The sequence below is a fragment of the Pseudomonas sp. GB2N2 genome (genome assembly GCF_054897705.1).
On sequence record NZ_CM142701.1, the window covers coordinates 5,181,949 to 5,198,987 of the forward strand.

Genomic DNA, 17,039 nt, shown 5'->3' on the forward strand with positions numbered 1-17,039 from the left:
TATCGCGTAAACGAAGTGACCAAACAGTCTCCTTGGTTCAAACTGCAGACTTTCAAGCAGGGAGATGCAGGGCGATGCAAGGCCACCCAGACGTAATCGATTACCTCAACACGTTGCTGACCGGCGAACTGGCCGCGCGTGATCAATATTTCGTTCACTCGCGGATGTATGAGGACTGGGGTTTCACCGAGCTCTACGAACGAATCAATCACGAGATGGAAGAGGAAGCCGGGCACGCCGATGCCTTGATGCGCCGAATTCTGATGCTCGAAGGCACACCGCGCATGCGTCCGGATGATCTCGATGTCGGCACCACAGTGCCTGACATGCTGGCCGCCGACCTGCGTCTGGAATACAAAGTCCGCGCCGCACTCTGCAAGGGCATTGAGCTCTGCGAGCAGCACAAAGACTACGTCACTCGCGAGATCCTGCGGATTCAGCTGGCTGACACTGAAGAAGATCACACCTACTGGCTTGAAAAGCAGTTGGGGTTGATCAAATTGATCGGTCTGCAGAATTACCTGCAATCGCAGTTCTGATTCCCGGAAAAGCCCACAGACACAAAAAAGCCCCTGTCACCGACAATGTGACAGGGGCTTTTTCATGGGCCTGATTCAGGCCTTGTCGCGGGCCAGCAGCGGTTTGAGATAGAAACCGGTGTGAGACTGCTTCATCTCCGAGACTTCTTCCGGCGTGCCGACGGCAATGATCTGCCCGCCTTTGGAACCACCTTCCGGCCCCAGATCCACCAGCCAGTCGGCGGTCTTGATCACGTCCAGATTGTGCTCGATCACCACCACAGTGTTGCCGTGGTCGCGCAGTCGATGCAGCACGTCGAGCAGTTGCTGAATATCCGCGAAGTGCAAACCGGTGGTCGGCTCATCGAGGATGTACAGCGTCTTGCCGGTATCGCGCTTGGACAGTTCGCGGGACAGCTTGACCCGCTGCGCTTCACCACCGGACAGTGTGGTCGCCGATTGCCCCAGCTTGATGTATGACAGGCCAACGTCCATCAATGTCTGGAGCTTGCGCGCCAGCGCCGGTACCGCGTCGAAGAACACCCGTGCTTCCTCAATGGTCATTTCGAGGGTTTCGTGGACGTTCTTGCCTTTGTATTTGATCTCCAGCGTTTCGCGGTTGTAGCGCTTGCTCTTGCAGACGTCGCACGGAACATAGATGTCCGGCAGAAAGTGCATTTCAACCTTGATCAAACCGTCGCCCTGACAGGCTTCGCAGCGTCCACCCTTCACGTTGAAGGAGAAGCGTCCCGGACCGTAACCCCGTGAGCGGGATTCCGGCACGCCGGCGAACAGCTCGCGTATCGGCGTGAACAAACCGGTATAGGTCGCCGGGTTGGAGCGTGGCGTACGCCCAATTGGGCTCTGGTCGATGTCGACGACCTTGTCCAGATGCTCCAGGCCTTTGATGCTGTCGTGAGCGGCCGCTTCCAGTGTCGTGGCGCCGTTGAGCGCCGTAGCGCTCAGTGGAAACAATGTGTTGTTGATCAGTGTCGACTTGCCCGAACCGGACACGCCGGTGACGCAAGTCAGCAGACCAATCGGAATATCCAGATCGACGTTGCGCAAGTTGTTGCCGCGAGCACCTTTGAGCGACAGCGACAGCTTCTTGTTGCGGGGCGTGCGTTTGGCGGGAACAGCGATCTTCACCCGGCCCGACAAATATTTTCCGGTCAGCGAGTCGGGATGAGCCATGACTTCGGCCGGCGTACCTTCGGCAACGATATGTCCGCCGTGCACACCGGCACCCGGGCCGATATCCACGACATAGTCAGCCAGGCGAATGGCGTCTTCGTCATGCTCGACCACGATCACCGTATTGCCGATGTCGCGCAGGTGCTTGAGCGTACCAAGCAGTCGATCGTTATCACGCTGATGCAGACCAATCGACGGTTCATCGAGGATGTAGAGAACACCCACCAGGCCGGCGCCGATCTGACTGGCGAGGCGAATCCGCTGTGCCTCACCGCCAGACAGCGTGTCCGCACTACGATCCAGCGACAGATAATCGAGACCGACGTTCACCAGGAACTGCAGGCGCTCGCGGATTTCCTTGAGGATCTTGTCGGCAATTTCGCCGCGACGGCCTGTCAGTTTCAGCCCGCCGAAATATTCGCACGCATCGCCAATCGGCAGATTGGTCACCGCCGGCAGCGTCTTCTCGCCGACCCAGACGTGCCGCGCTTCACGACGCAGGCGAGTCCCACGGCAATCCGGGCAAGGCTGGGTGCTGAGGAATTTGGCCAGCTCTTCGCGCACCGAGGCGGACTCGGTTTCGCGGTAGCGACGTTCCAGGTTCGGCACGATGCCTTCGAACGGGTGCGAGCGTTTGACGATATCGCCACGGTCGTTCAGGTATTTGAAATCGACGTTCTGCGAACCGCTGCCGTGCAGGATGAATTTCTGCTGATCGGCAGGCAGCTCGTTGAACGGCACTTCCAGGCTGAATTTATAGTGTGACGCCAATGACCCGAGCATCTGGAAGTAATAGACGTTACGCCGGTCCCAGCCGCGAATTGCGCCCTCGGCCAAGGTCAGATCGCCATTCACCAGGCGCTTGATGTCGAAGAACTGCTTCACGCCCAAACCGTCGCAAGTCGGACAGGCGCCGGCCGGGTTGTTGAAGGAGAACAGCTTGGGTTCCAGCTCGCTGATCGCATGGCCGCAAATCGGGCAGGCGAAGCGTGCGGAGAAGATCATTTCTTCGCCGGGCTCGTCGTCCATCGGAGCAACCAGCGCGATGCCGTCAGCCAGCTTCAGCGCGGTCTCGAAGGACTCGGCCAGACGCTGTTGCAGGTCGGCGCGAACCTTGAAGCGGTCGACGATCACATCAATCGAATGCTTCTTCTGCTTATCCAGCTTCGGCAGCTCATCCAGTTCGCAGATTCGGCCGTTGACCCGGGCCCGCACAAAACCCTGGGCGCGCAGTTCTTCAAAGACTGAAAGGTGTTCGCCTTTACGCTCGCGGATCACCGGTGCCAGCAGCATGAGTTTGCTGCCCTCCGGTTGCGCGAGGACCAGGTCGACCATTTGACTGACGGTCTGCGCTTCCAGCGGAATATCGTGGTCCGGGCAACGCGGTATACCCACGCGAGCATAGAGCAGGCGCAGGTAATCGTAGATTTCGGTGATGGTGCCGACGGTCGAACGCGGGTTGTGCGAGGTCGACTTCTGTTCGATGGAAATGGCCGGCGACAAACCTTCGATGGTATCGACGTCGGGTTTTTCCATCATCGACAGAAACTGCCGGGCGTAGGCCGACAGCGATTCGACATAGCGGCGCTGGCCTTCGGCGTACAGCGTGTCGAACGCCAGGGACGATTTGCCGGATCCGGACAGGCCGGTGATGACGATCAGTTTGTCCCGTGGCAGGGTCAGGTCGATGTTCTTCAGGTTGTGGGTTCGGGCCCCACGAATCAGGATCTTGTCCAAAGTGGCCTCGCTTGGCGGGCGTCGAAAACGTAGGAGTATACGGCCAAATACTGGATGGATGCACACTATCAAACGAGCGGGTGACAGTCTTAGATGAAGAGTCTGTCAGCGGAGCGCGTCAAAGCGTCGCGATATACCCTGTCAATCGATGGGACTGGTAGAATCGCCGCCGGTTCACACGAGGTTTTTCCATGCACGATCCCCACAGCGAACGCATGAGTGGCAGTGAGACCCGCGCGGCAAGCGGTCTGGCCCTCGTGTTCGCCTTCCGTATGCTTGGCATGTTCATGGTGTTGCCGGTATTGGCGACCTATGGGATGGATCTGGCCGGCGCGACCCCGGCCCTTATCGGGCTGGCGATTGGCGCTTACGGCCTGACCCAGGCGATTTTCCAGATCCCGTTCGGGTTTATATCCGACCGTATCGGCCGCCGTCCGGTGATTTACCTGGGGCTGATTGTCTTTGCCCTCGGCAGCGTGCTGGCGGCCAATGCCGACTCGATCTGGGGCGTTATCGCCGGACGAATCCTGCAGGGCGCCGGGGCGATTTCCGCAGCGGTCATGGCATTGTTGTCGGACCTTACTCGCGAGCAGCATCGGACCAAAGCCATGGCGATGATTGGCATGACGATCGGTCTGTCGTTCGCTGTCGCGATGGTTGTCGGACCGCTGTTGACCCGGGCGTTCGGTTTGTCCGGGCTGTTCCTCGCCACTGGCGCCATGGCACTGGTGGGCATTGTCATCGTGATGTTCATGGTGCCGCGCGCGATCGGACCGTTGCAGCATCGTGAGTCCGGTGTTGCGCGTCAGGCGCTCATGCCGACGCTCAAGCACCCGGACCTGCTGCGCCTCGACCTGGGCATTTTTGTGTTGCACGCGATGTTGATGTCGAGCTTCGTTGCCTTGCCCCTCGCCCTGGTCGAAAAAGCCGGGCTGCCCAAGGAACAGCACTGGTGGGTCTACCTGACCGCGCTGCTGATCTCCTTCTTCGCCATGATCCCGTTCATCATCTACGGCGAGAAGAAACGCAAAATGAAACGAGTTTTATTGGGCGCAGTGCTGACGCTGATGCTCACTGAGCTATTCTTCTGGCAGTTCGGCGATAGCTTGCGGGCTCTGGTGATCGGGACGGTGGTGTTCTTTACCGCGTTCAATTTGCTGGAAGCTTCGTTGCCATCGCTGATCAGCAAGGTTTCACCGGCGGGCGGGAAGGGTACGGCGATGGGGGTTTATTCCACCAGTCAGTTCCTTGGATCGGCACTGGGCGGGATACTCGGCGGCTGGATGTTCCAACACGGCGGCCTGTCGGTTGTGTTCCTGGGATGCGCCGGTCTGGCTGCCCTCTGGCTGGCCTTTGCTGTTACCATGCGCGAACCTCCCTACGTGACGAGCCTGCGCTTGCCGTTGTCGCCCGAGGCGATCCGCGAAGCGGGTCTGGTCGAGCGCCTCATGGCCGTTGTAGGGGTAACAGATGCAGTGATCATCGCGGATGAAGCGGCGATTTACATTAAATTGGACACCGAACTATTGGATCGCACCACCCTCGAGCGTCTGGTGAACAACCCGGCCGCGACAGCGTGCGAAGCCTAGGAGAACGTTATGGCCCGTGGGGTTAACAAAGTCATATTGGTCGGCACTTGCGGCCAGGATCCCGAAGTTCGCTACCTGCCTAACGGTAACGCCGTGACCAACCTGAGTCTGGCGACCAGCGAACAATGGACCGACAAGCAAACCGGTCAGAAGGTCGAGAAGACCGAGTGGCACCGTGTGTCGATGTTCGGCAAAGTGGCGGAAATCGCCGGCGAATACCTGCGTAAGGGTTCGCAGGTCTACATCGAAGGCAAGCTGCAGACCCGCGAGTGGGAAAAAGACGGTATCAAGCGTTACACCACTGAAATCGTGGTCGACATGCAAGGCACCATGCAACTGCTCGGCGGCCGTCCACAGCAGGGCGACCAACAAGGCGGGGGTAATAACTACCAGCAGTCCGCGCCGGCCCCACGTCAGCAGGCCCCGCGTCCGCAGCAGTCGGCGCCGCAGCAATCAGCTGCGCAACAGTCGCGTCCGGCTCCACAGCAGGCTGCGCCTCAGCCGGCTCCGGATTTCGACAGCTTTGATGACGATATCCCGTTCTAGGATTTTGCCTGGACTGTTGTAAAGTTTAGCTTCGAAACCCCCGATCAGTTCTCTGGACTGGTCGGGGGTTTTCTTTTGCGTGCTATTTGCTCGCGATGAACGATCACGCGGTTTACCTGATTAACGGCGTCGCCTGGATCGCCAGCAAGCAGGCTCCTACACGTTCATGTTCGCTCGTGCTGTGTGCAGTTTTTTGTAGCTGTCAATCAGGCGCAGGTGTCGATCGAGCCCCTCAAGTTTCATGCTGGTCGGCGTCAAGCCATAGAAGCGCACGCTGCCGTCCACCGAGCCAATCGCTGCATCCGTGCGCTCGTTGCCGAACATCCGGCGGAAGTTGGCCTCGTAGTCTTCCAGCTCCAGGTCTTCGTCCAGCTTCATCTCCAGTACCACGTTAACGGCTTGGTAGAACAAGCCACGCTCAACCGTGTTGTCGTTGTACTGCAGGAACATTTCCACGGCTTCTTTCGCCTCTTCAAATTGCTGCAAGGCGAGATAGATCAGCAGCTTCAACTCCAGAATCGTCAACTGACCCCAGGCGGTATTGTCGTCAAACTCGATGCCGATCAAGCTGGTGATGTCGGTGTAGTCGTCCAGCTCACTTTCCACCAGACGCTCAACCAGCGATTGCAGTTCTTGTTCATCCAGGCGATGCAGGTTGAGGATGTCGGCGCGGAAGAACAGCGCTTTGTTGGTGTTATCCCAAATCAGGTCGTCCGCAGGATAAATTTCCGAGTAGTCCGGCACCAGGATGCGGCAGGCCTTCGCGCCGATATGCTCGTAGACCGCCATGTACACTTCTTTGCCCATGCTTTTGAGAATGCCGAACAAGGTCGCGGCTTCCTCGGCATTCGAGTTTTCACCCTGGCCAGAGAAGTCCCACTCAACGAACTCGTAATCCGACTTCGAGCTGAAGAAGCGCCATGACACCACGCCACTGGAGTCGATAAAGTGCTCGACGAAGTTGTTGGGCTCGGTCACCGCATGACCTTCAAACGTCGGCTGGGGCAAGTCGTTGAGGCCTTCGAAACTGCGGCCCTGGAGCAATTCGGTCAGGCTGCGCTCCAGTGCAACTTCCAGGCTCGGGTGCGCACCGAACGAGGCGAACACACCGCCGGTCCGCGGGTTCATCAGGGTGACGCACATCACCGGAAATTCACCGCCCAGGGACGCGTCCTTTACCAGCACCGGGAAGCCTTGCTGTTCCAGCGCCTGGATACCGGCGAGGATCCCGGGATACTTGGCCAGCACGTCGGCCGGCACATCCGGCAGGGCAAATTCGCCTTCGATGATTTCGCGTTTCACCGCGCGCTCGAAAATCTCCGACAGGCACTGCACCTGGGCTTCGGCCAGCGTATTGCCCGCGCTCATGCCGTTGCTGAGGAACAGGTTTTCAATCAGGTTCGACGGGAAATACACCGCCTCACCGTCCGACTGGCGCACGAAAGGCAACGAGCAGATGCCGCGCTGTTCATTGCCCGAGTTGGTATCGATCAGGTGCGAGCCGCGCAGGTCGCCGTCGCGGTTGTAAATCTTCAGGCAGTGCGCGTCGAGGATTTCAGCCGGCAGCTCGTCTTTACGGCCAGGCTTGAACCAGCGTTCGTCCGGGTAATGCACGAACGGCGCGTTGGCGATGTCTTCGCCCCAGAACTGGTCGTTGTAGAAAAAATTGCAGTTGAGTCGTTCGATGAATTCGCCCAATGCCGACGCCAGCGCGCCTTCCTTGGTCGCGCCCTTGCCGTTGGTGAAACACATCGGCGAGTGCGCGTCGCGGATATGCAGCGACCAGACATTGGGCACGATATTGCGCCACGAGGCGATTTCAATTTTCATGCCCAGGCCCGCCAGTATGGCCGACATGTTAGCGATGGTCTGCTCCAGCGGCAGATCCTTGCCCGCAATGTAGGTGCCTGACTCTGAGCCGGAAGACGGCATCAACAAGGCTTGTGCATCGGCGTCGAGGTTTTCCACCTCTTCGATGACAAACTCAGGCCCGGCCTGCACCACTTTTTTCACAGTGCAACGGTCGATGGAACGCAGGATGCCTTGGCGGTCCTTGTCAGAGATGTCTGCCGGCAACTCGACCTGGATCTTGAAAATCTGGCTGTAGCGGTTTTCCGGGTCGACAATGTTGTTCTGCGACAGACGGATGTTGTCCGTGGGGATATTGCGCGTGCTGCAGTACAACTTCACAAAGTACGCCGCGCACAGTGCCGACGAGGCCAGGAAGTAGTCGAACGGGCCCGGTGCCGAGCCATCGCCCTTGTAGCGGATAGGTTGGTCGGCCACCACCGTGAAGTCGTCGAACTTGGCTTCAAGTCGAAGGTTGTCGAGAAAATTGACCTTGATTTCCATGGGGGTTACCAGATAACGGCTAGACGATTTGGCCGCCATTATCCGGCTTTTCAGCAGTAAGTGTTGCGGTTGTCTAGTCGAGGATCAGGTGTGGCAGGAAACGGCTTGAATCCTTGGTGATCAGGCTGTTGTCTTCCCGAACCCCGATTCCGGCCGCCTGATCGCCGATCACCCAGGAACCGATCAGCGTGTAGCTGTCGCCAAACCGTGGCAACGGCGCAAATTCCTGAAGGATGAACGGCGCATCCGTGTAGGGCCCGTCCTCTTTGACGATCAGACCGTCAGCCGTTTGCAGTTCGATGTTGGCGCCTTCCCGCGAGAAGAACGGCTTGCGCACCCAGCCCTTGGGCACCGCTTTATTCGGTTCAGCATCCAGGTGCGCCGCGAGCAGATTGGGATGACCTTTGTTGGATTCCCACAGCAACGGCAGGATGCCTTTGTTGGAAATGATGGATTTCCACGCCGGTTCGAAAAACTGTGTATCGCTCTGGGCAATCGCTGCACCGAACGGCTCATGGAAGATGAACTCCCAGGCATGCAGCTTGAACAAGTGAGGAATCCAGCGATCTTCCAGATCGACGAAGCGCCCGTCACTGGTCAGGCCAATGTCTTCGATATCGATATGCCGGGATTCGATGCCGACCTTTTCCGCGACCAGGCGCAGGTAGTCGGTGGTGCCTTTGTCTTCGACCGAGTCTTTCATTGAGGCGAAATAGAAGGGCTGCTTGAGTTGCAACTGGGCGAAGGCCTGATGCAGTTTGGTGTCGATGCTGTTGAACTGGTCGGCGTGCTTGGGCAGCAAGCCACGTTCGATGCACTGCTCCAGCCAGCCCCATTGAAACGCCGCAGCCTCGTACAGGCTGGTCGGTGTGTCGTAATTCAGTTCCAGCAGTTTGGCCGGGCCGCTGCCGTCGTAGGAAAAGTCCATACGCCCATACAGGTGCGGATGGCCTTCGAGCCATGAGGTGCGAATCATGTCGAAGAACGGCGCGGGGATGCTCAGGCGCTCCAGCAATTCTTCGCTCTGAACCACGCGGGCCACCAGGTCCATGCACATTTCATGGATCTCGGTGGTCGGGTCTTCGAGATCGTTTTCGATCTGCTTGAGCGTGAACTGGTAGTACGCGCTCTCGTCCCAATAGGGCTCGTCGTCGATGGTGTGGAACAGGAAGCCGAGGCGCTCGGCCGTCTGTTTCCAGTCATGACGTTCTGCGCAGAGGATCTTTTTCATCGCCCGAATTCCTTAACTGCTCGACCCGCCAAAACCTTTGCTCGACCCGCCCCAGCCGCTGCGTGCACTGGCCTTGCTGCCGAAGCCGCCACGGGAAGTGGACGAGGCGACGGACACCGGTTTGCTGGCGGAACGGATGGAATCGGCGTAGTTGCTGCTCCCGTACCGGGCCTGATTGGATTTGTTGAAGGTCGAGCCTTTCTCGATCCGCTGGCCGAGCGTCGAGGACGCATAACTGCCGCGATCATCGCGGTAGCGATACACCGGTTGCGAGTAATAGCTGTTGCGGTTATTGCTCAGCATGTTGCCGATCAGCAGACCGGTCAGCAGGCTGGTGCCGGAGAATCCGGAGCCGCCACTGTTGGCTTCCGAGGCGGGCAGTTGGGCCTTGGCAGCGTCCACCTGGGATTGCGTCACCTCGCCATCCGCGCTTAGTTCGAAGCCGCCGAGCTTGGGGATGAATTTGCCGGCGGAGTCCTGCTGGCACCAGTCGGCGACGAAGTCCGCGTCGCAATCGGCCTGGTTGTCGTACACCGGCGCAATGCGTCGATGTTCGGTCATGGCCGTCATGTAGGCGTCCGAGCAGACGTCCACGGGAAGTTTTTCATCGGCGCATTGCTGAACCGACTGAAAGTTGTACTTCTTCTGTACCGAGTAGGTTTTTTCCGTCGGCCCGCAGCCTGAAATCGCCATCGCGACCGAGGCTGCCAACGACAACTGAACGTACTTGCTTCGTTTCATCGGGAGCTCCGTGCGCGATCAGTTCGACGAGGGGGTCATGCAGGCGGCGTTCAACATGCCGACGCTGATGGCCACGGCCGCGACATAGATGCCCGCAGCGACTTCACCTTTCTTGATGCGTTCGGACGTGCCTTTCAATACCAGGCTGGTCACCAGGAACGCCAGCAGTTGCACCCCTGCGGCGATCACTGACCAGACAACAAAGTCGAGCAGGCTGATCGAGTAGGCAATCACGTTACTCGCCGGAATCGCGAAACCGATGATCGCGCCGCCCAAGGCAATCGCGGCCGCCACGTTGCCGGAACGGATCAGCTCGAATTCCTTGTGCGGGGTGATGCGGGTGTAGATGAACTGAAAGAGCGCGAACAGCACGGCGGCGCCGAGGATATACACGACAAACCCGAGCACGGCGGCTTTGTTCAGGGAAATGGAGAGTGCTTCAAGCATGGCGTTCTTCCTTGGTTAAAAAGCGTTCAAGTCGGTGGTGTACAGCGAAATGCCCAGCGACGTGCTCAGGCTGATCGTGCCTTCGGCGTCTTCTTCGACCGAAAACAGCAGGAACTCGCGGCGGTCGGTGAGGCCGGTCTCGCGAGCGTACAGCATCGAACGGTGCTCGATGCTGTAGGACTCGTCCGGATTTTTCAGCTGTTCGCTCAACGCCACCAATTCGGTCTGGCCATCCTCGGTACCCCACACGCGGGTGTACTCGGCACCTTCGTGGGTGTAGGTCGGCAGCCCGATCAGGCTTTGCGGGCCGGCCAGGCGACGCAGTTCCGCCTCGCTGCTGAGGGTGACGGAGCTGAGGTAGTTGAACAGGATCACCGACTCGACCTGGCCGGCGATGTCGCCGGTGGTGTGCACTTGCAGCCAGTAGTCTTCGTCGTTCATGTAGTAGCGCGATAGCCAGGTCGACTGGCCGAGATCAACGGTGCCGTTGCTCCAGATCTGCTGGGAGTCGGGAATGATCACAGCAGTTTTTTCGTCGAGCAGCAATTTCAGGGTCGAGTCGAACATCACGCCCTTGCCCAGACCCAATCCCAGCGGCCCGACGGCCGGCTGGGTTTCGTTGGCGGTCCATTTTGAGTGTGGATTCGCGTTTGGGGCCTCAAGCCCCATCAACTGCTTAAACCATCCCATTGAAGATTTCCTTGAGGCGGGTGGAGGCGATACAGGAGCGTGCACCGCCGTCAATGCGCTTCGCGCCAAGCGGGTTAACCGGCGGCATTAGACCTGCTGCGCGGCGCTGAGAAAAGTACCTTGGCTGCGATAACTCCGGCGAATGCACCCAATAAATGCCCTTCGAAGGACACACCCTGTCGCGGCAGGAAGCCAAAGATCAGGCCGCCGTAGAGCAGCGCCACGACACTGGCGATGATCAGGTTGCCCCAGCTTCTGTGAAACCAGGCGCGGGACAAGAGGTACGCCCATAGCCCGAACACCCAGCCGCTGGCGCCAATGTGCACGCCGGCAAAACCGAACAACCAGACCAGCGAACCGCCCAGCAGAATGATGATCGCGCTGACGGCGAGGAAACGGTGGAGCCCTTCGACAATAACGAGGGAGCCCAAAATCAGGAAGGGGATCAGGTTAGCGCTGAGGTGCGCAAAGGACGCGTGCAAGAAGGGTGACGTGATGATGCCGACCAGTCCATGCACAGTTCTCGGCACTAGCCCGAAAGCCATGAGGCTGTAGCCGGTCGCCAGATTGAGCAGTTGCAGCGCCAGCATCAAAATGGCCAGGGCAGCGATTGTCTTGAAACCCTTCAGGGCATCCATCCGTGACCTCGATTCAAAAAAACACACAGCCTCCTGTAGGAGCGAGCCTGCTCGCGAAAAACGCAAGAACGACGCGTACTTCCTGCAAGCACGCGTTATCGTTAACGTCCATCGCGAGCAGGCTCGCTCCTACAGGTAATACGGTTGCGCCCAAGCGGGTTACTCAGCCGATTTCTGCTTCAGGCGCTCCAGAATCGCATTGGCGCTGCCGGTGTCCGGGGTAATGCCGGCTTCGCGCAGCTTGCGCTCCAGGTCGGTGCCGGTCGAGGTATCGGCCAGTTGGTCTTGGGCTTCCAGTTCCGCGGCGCGTTGCTGCTGCTTGGCCTGCAAACGGTTCAAGGTACCGACCGCAGTTTCCAGTTTGCCGTTGGCACCGCCACTGGCGATGGACGCGCTGACCTGGGCTTTCTGCACGCTGTCGCGGGCCTTGGCCATGTCCACTTGCTGGCGCAGGCTTTTGATGCGGCTTTCGGCCTTGGTGATGTCTTTGCGCATATTGTCTGCGTAACCGCCGAATTCGGTGGCCTGCTTCTGCTCGACATCCAGCTCGTTGGTCAGGGTCGAAATGGCCTCGGCCACTTCCAGTGCCAGGTCTTCGCGGTTGGCCTGGATCGCAGCCAGAGCTTTGGATTCGAGGTCCTTGATCTTGGCGTTGTATTCGCTGACGCGATCGGCCGAGAGTTTGTGCTTGGCCATGATAGTGATCAGCTCGCGCTTGGCGTTGGCCAGCGCGCTGTCAGCATCGCGGATTTCCTGATCGAGGATGCGCAGGGCCTGTTGGTCGGCAATCGATTCGCCGACTTCGTTGGCACCGCCGCGCAGCGCGGTGAACAATTTGCTCCAGATGGACTGAGTCATTGGGATTTCCGAATAATTAATTGAAGAAACGTTCGAAGGCTTCGCTGGCGCGCTGGACGTTGTCGACGAGGGTTTTGACCTCGGTCACGACGTTGGTCAGGCTCGAATCGGAGCTCAGTGCGCCAAACATGTTGTAAACAATCTGCCCGTTGGGCATGGACTCGATGCCGATCGACGACAGCGGGAACAGCTCACGGCTGCGCAGCACGGCGTCATTGAACGTCGGCACGTCGGTAATCGACTCGACGTCGACCAGCACGGTATCGACGATGATCTGGTCGCCCACGACGGCGATGTAAATCGGCAAGCCACCGAAATCGTTCATTTCCAGCTTGATGCTGGACTCGGAGCCTTGAACCAGGGAGAGGGTGATGTCGTTCGAGACCACTTCGTCCAGGGCCTGAAGGGCGCTGTAGAGGCGGTCGATGTTCCAGTTGTTACCTGCGCTCATGTAATTCTCCGACATGAATGAGCCAGCCAGAATCGGTTGGCGTAGCTGTTTCTCCATCTGCTTGAGCAGGCTTCGATTTTCGGGAAGCACCCAAGTCTCGTGTTTGACATAACCGGCGGCCCCCAGGCCCGCTCGCATCTGCTTCATGTAGAAGCTCGACGGTTTCTTCGCGGACGGTTTCGAGCGCTCTCCCTTGGGGCTCGCGGAATCGGTGCCAGACTCGGCAGGCGGGTCTGGTGGAGAGCTGCTGTTCATGGGGGTAGGCCTCGTTGTGAAAAACTCACGCGTGAGGAACACTACAGGCAAATTCAGGAACCCTCAATAGCTCACGCGTGAGATTTTATACTGGACGGAACTGTGGGAGCGGGCTGGCTCCCACAGGTAATCATTTCAGCGGGCGAGGCATTCGTCGGTCGAGATGACGCTGGCATACGCAAAACCCAGCGCCGACATGAAAGCCGCATGAACATGCGCAGCCGGGACGGTAAGACCGTTGAACTCCAGATCACGGGAGGCGCAGGCATCGTGGACCACGGTCACGCTGTAACCGAAGTCAGCCGCCGCGCGGGTGATGCCGTCGACGCACATGTGGCTCATGCTGCCGACGACCACCAGTTCCTTGATGCCTTGCTCGTCAAGAATAGATTTCAGTTCGGTTTCACGGAACGAGTTGACGAAATGCTTTAGCACCACTGGCTCGTCGCGCTGGTTGAGCACTTTGGGGTGCAGCTTCGCGCCTTCGGAGCCGGGGGTGAAGAACGGCGCCTCTTCGGAGGTGAATTCGTGGCGAATATGCACCACAGAATCGCCGGCGTCGCGGAAGGCATTGAGCAGGCGTACGGCGTTGTCCGCCGCCGCATCGGCGCCAACCAGCGGCCACTTGCCTTGGGGGAAGTAGTCGTTTTGGATATCGACTACGATGAGCGCTTGCTTGGCCATGACTGTTTCCTCGATGTGTTTGGGTGTGGAATCAAGTATCGGCTGCGGCGAGCCTTCCGGGGATTGGCCGCACCGACAATAGAAGGGGGAAAACTGACAATGGACGCGAATAGGGCAATCGTCGAACTGGGCGTGCTGGTTTATCCCGGCGCGCAGATGGCGGCGGTGCACGGTTTGACGGATTTGTTCGCCGTGGCGAACCGGATCGCCGCCGAGCATCAGTCGGCGCAGTTGCCGCTGCTGCGGGTCAGTCATTGGCGGGTGGAGGGCGATGAGGTGCCGGAGCGCGTCTATGACAGTCATACCGCGCCAGACGGTCCCTTGGTGGCGGTGCTGATCCCGCCGTCGATTGCGAGTTTTTACGCCGGCCAGATTCCGCAGGCGTTGTTGAACTGGGTTCGCCAGCAGCATGCGGGCGGCGCGACTCTCGGTGGCGTGTGCGTGGGCTCGATTCTATTGGCCGAAAGCGGCCTGCTTGATGGCCGCAGTGCCACCACCCACTGGACCTCGGCCAAGTCATTCGCCGAGCGTTACCCGGCGATCAAGCTCAAGGCCGATACGCCGATCGTCGATGACGGCGACTTGATTACTACGGCGGGGTTGATGGCCTGGTCCGAGCTGGGTCTACGCCTGGTCGATCGCTTGCTGGGGCCGAGCATCGCCACCGGCACCGCGCGGTTTCTGGTGATCGAACACAGCGACAGCGCGAGCGAATGCGGGAGTAATTTTTCGCCGATTCTCAGTCATGGCGATGCCTCGATTCTCAAGGTCCAGCACTGGCTGCAAAGCACCGGAGCGACGGATGTGTCGCTGACGACAATGGCCGAAAAGGCCGGGCTGGAAGAGCGTACTTTCCTGCGCCGGTTCCGCGCGGCGACCGGGTTGAAACCCACTGAGTACTGCCAACATCTGCGGGTCGGCAAGGCGCGGGAAATGCTCGAGTTCACCAACGGCACCATCGACCACATTGCCTGGACCGTGGGCTATCAGGACCCGAGTGCGTTTCGTGCGACGTTCAGAAAGATCACCGGGCTGGCGCCGAGTGATTATCGAACGCGGTTCGGGGTATCGCCGACTGCGGCCGCGACCCGCCAATAGCCAAGCTCGCGCCTACACTGGATGTATGAAACATTTATAGTGCAAATGCCGGGGTCGAAACAGGTTGATCTGCAACCTGTTGAACACATTCATCCAGCACCAATTGAAGGGGGACACATGACCCCAACAAACCGCAAAAAACTGGTGGTTGCCCATTCCGTGCGGCCCGACGCACCACAGCACGAAGTCGACACCAATCGCGCCTTGGCCCGTTGGCTGGCGCACATCCTCGGGTTCAAGTACGGCGGCAGTTACGACCCCGAGCGGCACAGTGGGCGTGATCTTTATCTACTGCCCACGCAAACCCTGGTTGGCGACGCGGCCGCTCGGCAATTAGGCGTGAAGGGGCCAGACGATTTGTGGGGCGGTTACGTCGAGCATGATTTCATCTGCACCAAAGCAATCAGCCACGGTTTACTCAACGAAAATGCCCATGCTCCCCAGGGCTGGTCGCCACTGTTTGGCGAACGGGTGCGCAGCGTGGTGCTCGATGGGCTGAGCGTGTTTTCGTTCGACGACGCGCGTGCTGCGGCAGAGCACCTGTTGAGCGAAGGGCCGATCCGCCTCAAACCGGTTCACGCCTGCGCCGGGCGCGGTCAAGAGGTGATCAAAAGTCTCGACGAATTTGACGCCATCCTCGCCAGGCCGGATGCCAAAACACTGTTCAGTGAAGGCGTGGTGCTGGAGCAGGACCTGACCAACGTGGTGACCCACAGCGTCGGCCAAAGCTTCATCGGCGACAAAGTGCTGAGTTACTGCGGTGATCAATACTTGACCAATGACGCTCAGGGCGAGCAGGTTTATGGTGGGTCCAACCTGCTGGTGGTGCAGGGCGACTACGCCGAATTGCTCGGGCTTGGTTTGCCTGATGACGTGCGTCTGGCCATCGAGCAAGCGCAGGTGTTCGACAGCGCGGCGGCGGAAGCTTATCCCGGTTTCTACGCATCGCGGCGCAACTATGACATCGCGCAAGGCCAGGACAGTCGCGGCCAGCAGCGCAGCGGCGTGCTCGAACAGTCGTGGCGCATGGGCGGTGCCAGCAGCGCCGAAGTGGCGGCGTTGCAGAGCTTCGTCAACGACCCGGGGATGCGCGCGATTCGCGTGTCCTCGGTGGAAACCTACATCGATCAGGCGCTGCCGGCGGACGCCATCGAGGTGTATCGCGGACCGGCGCAAAACAGTGAATTTCTCCTCAAGTACGTGACGGTCAATTCCTATGACGGCTAGAAGCGAAACCATTCAGATCGACATTGATGACGAGCAGATGCTCGGGACGTTTCTCAGTCCCAAATCGAAAGTCCCCGGCGTGCTCTTCGTGCATGGCTGGGGTGGCAGCCAGGAACGCGACCTTGAGCGGGCCAAAGGCATTGCCGGTCTGGGTTGCGTATGTTTGACTTTCGACTTGCGCGGGCACACCGGCGGCACTGGCATTGCGCTGTCGCGGGTGTCCCGTGAAGACAACCTGCGCGACCTGCTGGCGGCGTATGACCGCCTGCTCTCGCATCCGGCGCTGGATACCTCGGCGATTGCCGTGGTCGGCACCAGTTATGGCGGTTATCTGGCATCGATCCTGACGTCACTGCGCCCGGTGCGCTGGCTGGCGCTGCGGGTGCCGGCACTGTACCGCGACGAGCAATGGCACACGCCCAAGCGGGATCTCGACAAGCTCGATCTGCGTGATTACCGCAGCACGCTGGTGCGCGCCGACACCAACCGCGCGCTGCATGCCTGTTCGCAATTTACCGGGGACGTGTTGTTGGTTGAGTCCGAGACGGACACCTATGTGCCGCACGCGACGATCATGAGCTACCGCGCCGCGTGCCAGCAGACGCATTCGCTGACGCACCGGATTATCGACGGCGCCGATCACGCGTTGAGCGAGCCGGTTTCGCAACAGGCGTACACCACGATTCTGGTGGACTGGATTACCGAGATGGTGGTGGGTGAGCGGTTGAGCATTATTCAGTCGACCTGAGATGTGTGGTGTTTTTGAGATCATTCGCGAGCAAA

Annotated in this window: 16 protein-coding genes; 6 read left to right on the forward strand and 10 right to left on the reverse strand. The window is 59.3% G+C overall.

Going from position 1 to position 17,039, the window contains the following annotated elements:
- The first annotated feature begins 74 nt into the window (after positions 1-74).
- Positions 75-539, forward strand: coding sequence for a bacterioferritin (bfr, locus tag ACYZT4_RS24035; protein ID WP_461983286.1), 465 nt, complete (start codon positions 75-77; stop codon positions 537-539).
- 75 nt (positions 540-614) lie between these two features.
- Here the strand turns inward: bfr and uvrA are convergent, their stop codons facing one another.
- Positions 615-3,449 carry an excinuclease ABC subunit UvrA gene (uvrA, locus tag ACYZT4_RS24040; RefSeq protein ID WP_461983288.1) on the reverse strand — a complete coding sequence of 945 codons (2,835 nt, stop codon included), beginning with the start codon at positions 3,447-3,449 and terminating at the stop codon, positions 615-617.
- Positions 3,450-3,640: 191 nt separating this feature from the next.
- Between uvrA and ACYZT4_RS24045 the strand changes: the two genes are divergently transcribed.
- Positions 3,641-5,038, forward strand: coding sequence for an MFS transporter (locus ACYZT4_RS24045; RefSeq protein ID WP_461983290.1), 1,398 nt, complete (start codon positions 3,641-3,643; stop codon positions 5,036-5,038).
- 9 nt (positions 5,039-5,047) lie between these two features.
- A complete protein-coding gene (locus tag ACYZT4_RS24050; protein WP_461983292.1) occupies positions 5,048-5,584 on the forward strand; it encodes a single-stranded DNA-binding protein in 537 nt (178 codons plus the stop codon).
- A 156-nt stretch (positions 5,585-5,740) separates the two neighbouring features.
- Here the strand turns inward: ACYZT4_RS24050 and ACYZT4_RS24055 are convergent, their stop codons facing one another.
- From ACYZT4_RS24055 to ACYZT4_RS24095, 9 genes are all read right to left on the reverse strand, one after another.
- Complete coding sequence (locus ACYZT4_RS24055; RefSeq protein ID WP_461983294.1) at positions 5,741-7,936, reverse strand: OsmC domain/YcaO domain-containing protein; 2,196 nt, start codon at positions 7,934-7,936, stop codon at positions 5,741-5,743.
- A 73-nt stretch (positions 7,937-8,009) separates the two neighbouring features.
- Entirely contained in the window at positions 8,010-9,167 is a 1,158-nt protein-coding gene (locus ACYZT4_RS24060; RefSeq protein ID WP_461983296.1) for a glutathionylspermidine synthase family protein, read from the reverse strand.
- 12 nt (positions 9,168-9,179) lie between these two features.
- Positions 9,180-9,908, reverse strand: a complete 729-nt coding sequence (locus ACYZT4_RS24065; RefSeq protein WP_461983298.1) for a DUF1190 domain-containing protein — start codon at positions 9,906-9,908, stop codon at positions 9,180-9,182.
- A gap of 18 nt (positions 9,909-9,926) precedes the next feature.
- Entirely contained in the window at positions 9,927-10,355 is a 429-nt protein-coding gene (locus ACYZT4_RS24070; RefSeq protein WP_461983300.1) for a DUF350 domain-containing protein, read from the reverse strand.
- Positions 10,356-10,370: 15 nt separating this feature from the next.
- Entirely contained in the window at positions 10,371-11,045 is a 675-nt protein-coding gene (locus ACYZT4_RS24075; protein WP_461983302.1) for a DUF2491 family protein, read from the reverse strand.
- A gap of 74 nt (positions 11,046-11,119) precedes the next feature.
- Positions 11,120-11,683, reverse strand: a complete 564-nt coding sequence (locus ACYZT4_RS24080; protein ID WP_461983304.1) for a rhomboid family intramembrane serine protease — start codon at positions 11,681-11,683, stop codon at positions 11,120-11,122.
- 159 nt (positions 11,684-11,842) lie between these two features.
- Positions 11,843-12,541 (reverse strand): PspA/IM30 family protein, encoded by a 699-nt coding sequence (locus tag ACYZT4_RS24085; protein ID WP_461983306.1) that lies wholly within the window; start codon positions 12,539-12,541, stop codon positions 11,843-11,845.
- 16 nt (positions 12,542-12,557) lie between these two features.
- Complete coding sequence (locus ACYZT4_RS24090) at positions 12,558-13,139, reverse strand: YjfI family protein (protein ID WP_461988778.1); 582 nt, start codon at positions 13,137-13,139, stop codon at positions 12,558-12,560.
- Between the two features lie 243 nt (positions 13,140-13,382).
- Positions 13,383-13,931 (reverse strand): cysteine hydrolase family protein, encoded by a 549-nt coding sequence (locus ACYZT4_RS24095; RefSeq protein WP_461983307.1) that lies wholly within the window; start codon positions 13,929-13,931, stop codon positions 13,383-13,385.
- A gap of 99 nt (positions 13,932-14,030) precedes the next feature.
- Between ACYZT4_RS24095 and ACYZT4_RS24100 the strand changes: the two genes are divergently transcribed.
- From ACYZT4_RS24100 to ACYZT4_RS24110, 3 genes are all read left to right on the forward strand, one after another.
- Positions 14,031-15,029 (forward strand): GlxA family transcriptional regulator, encoded by a 999-nt coding sequence (locus ACYZT4_RS24100; protein ID WP_461983308.1) that lies wholly within the window; start codon positions 14,031-14,033, stop codon positions 15,027-15,029.
- Positions 15,030-15,146: 117 nt separating this feature from the next.
- Positions 15,147-16,256: a DUF3182 family protein gene (locus tag ACYZT4_RS24105; protein WP_461983309.1), complete on the forward strand. Its 1,110-nt coding sequence runs from the start codon at positions 15,147-15,149 to the stop codon at positions 16,254-16,256.
- The gene (locus ACYZT4_RS24110; protein ID WP_461983310.1) at positions 16,246-17,004 is read left to right on the forward strand and encodes an alpha/beta hydrolase family protein; all 759 of its coding nucleotides are present in this window, start codon (positions 16,246-16,248) and stop codon (positions 17,002-17,004) included. The genes ACYZT4_RS24105 and ACYZT4_RS24110 overlap by 11 nt, the downstream gene beginning before the upstream one ends.
- The last annotated feature ends 35 nt before the right edge of the window (positions 17,005-17,039 follow it).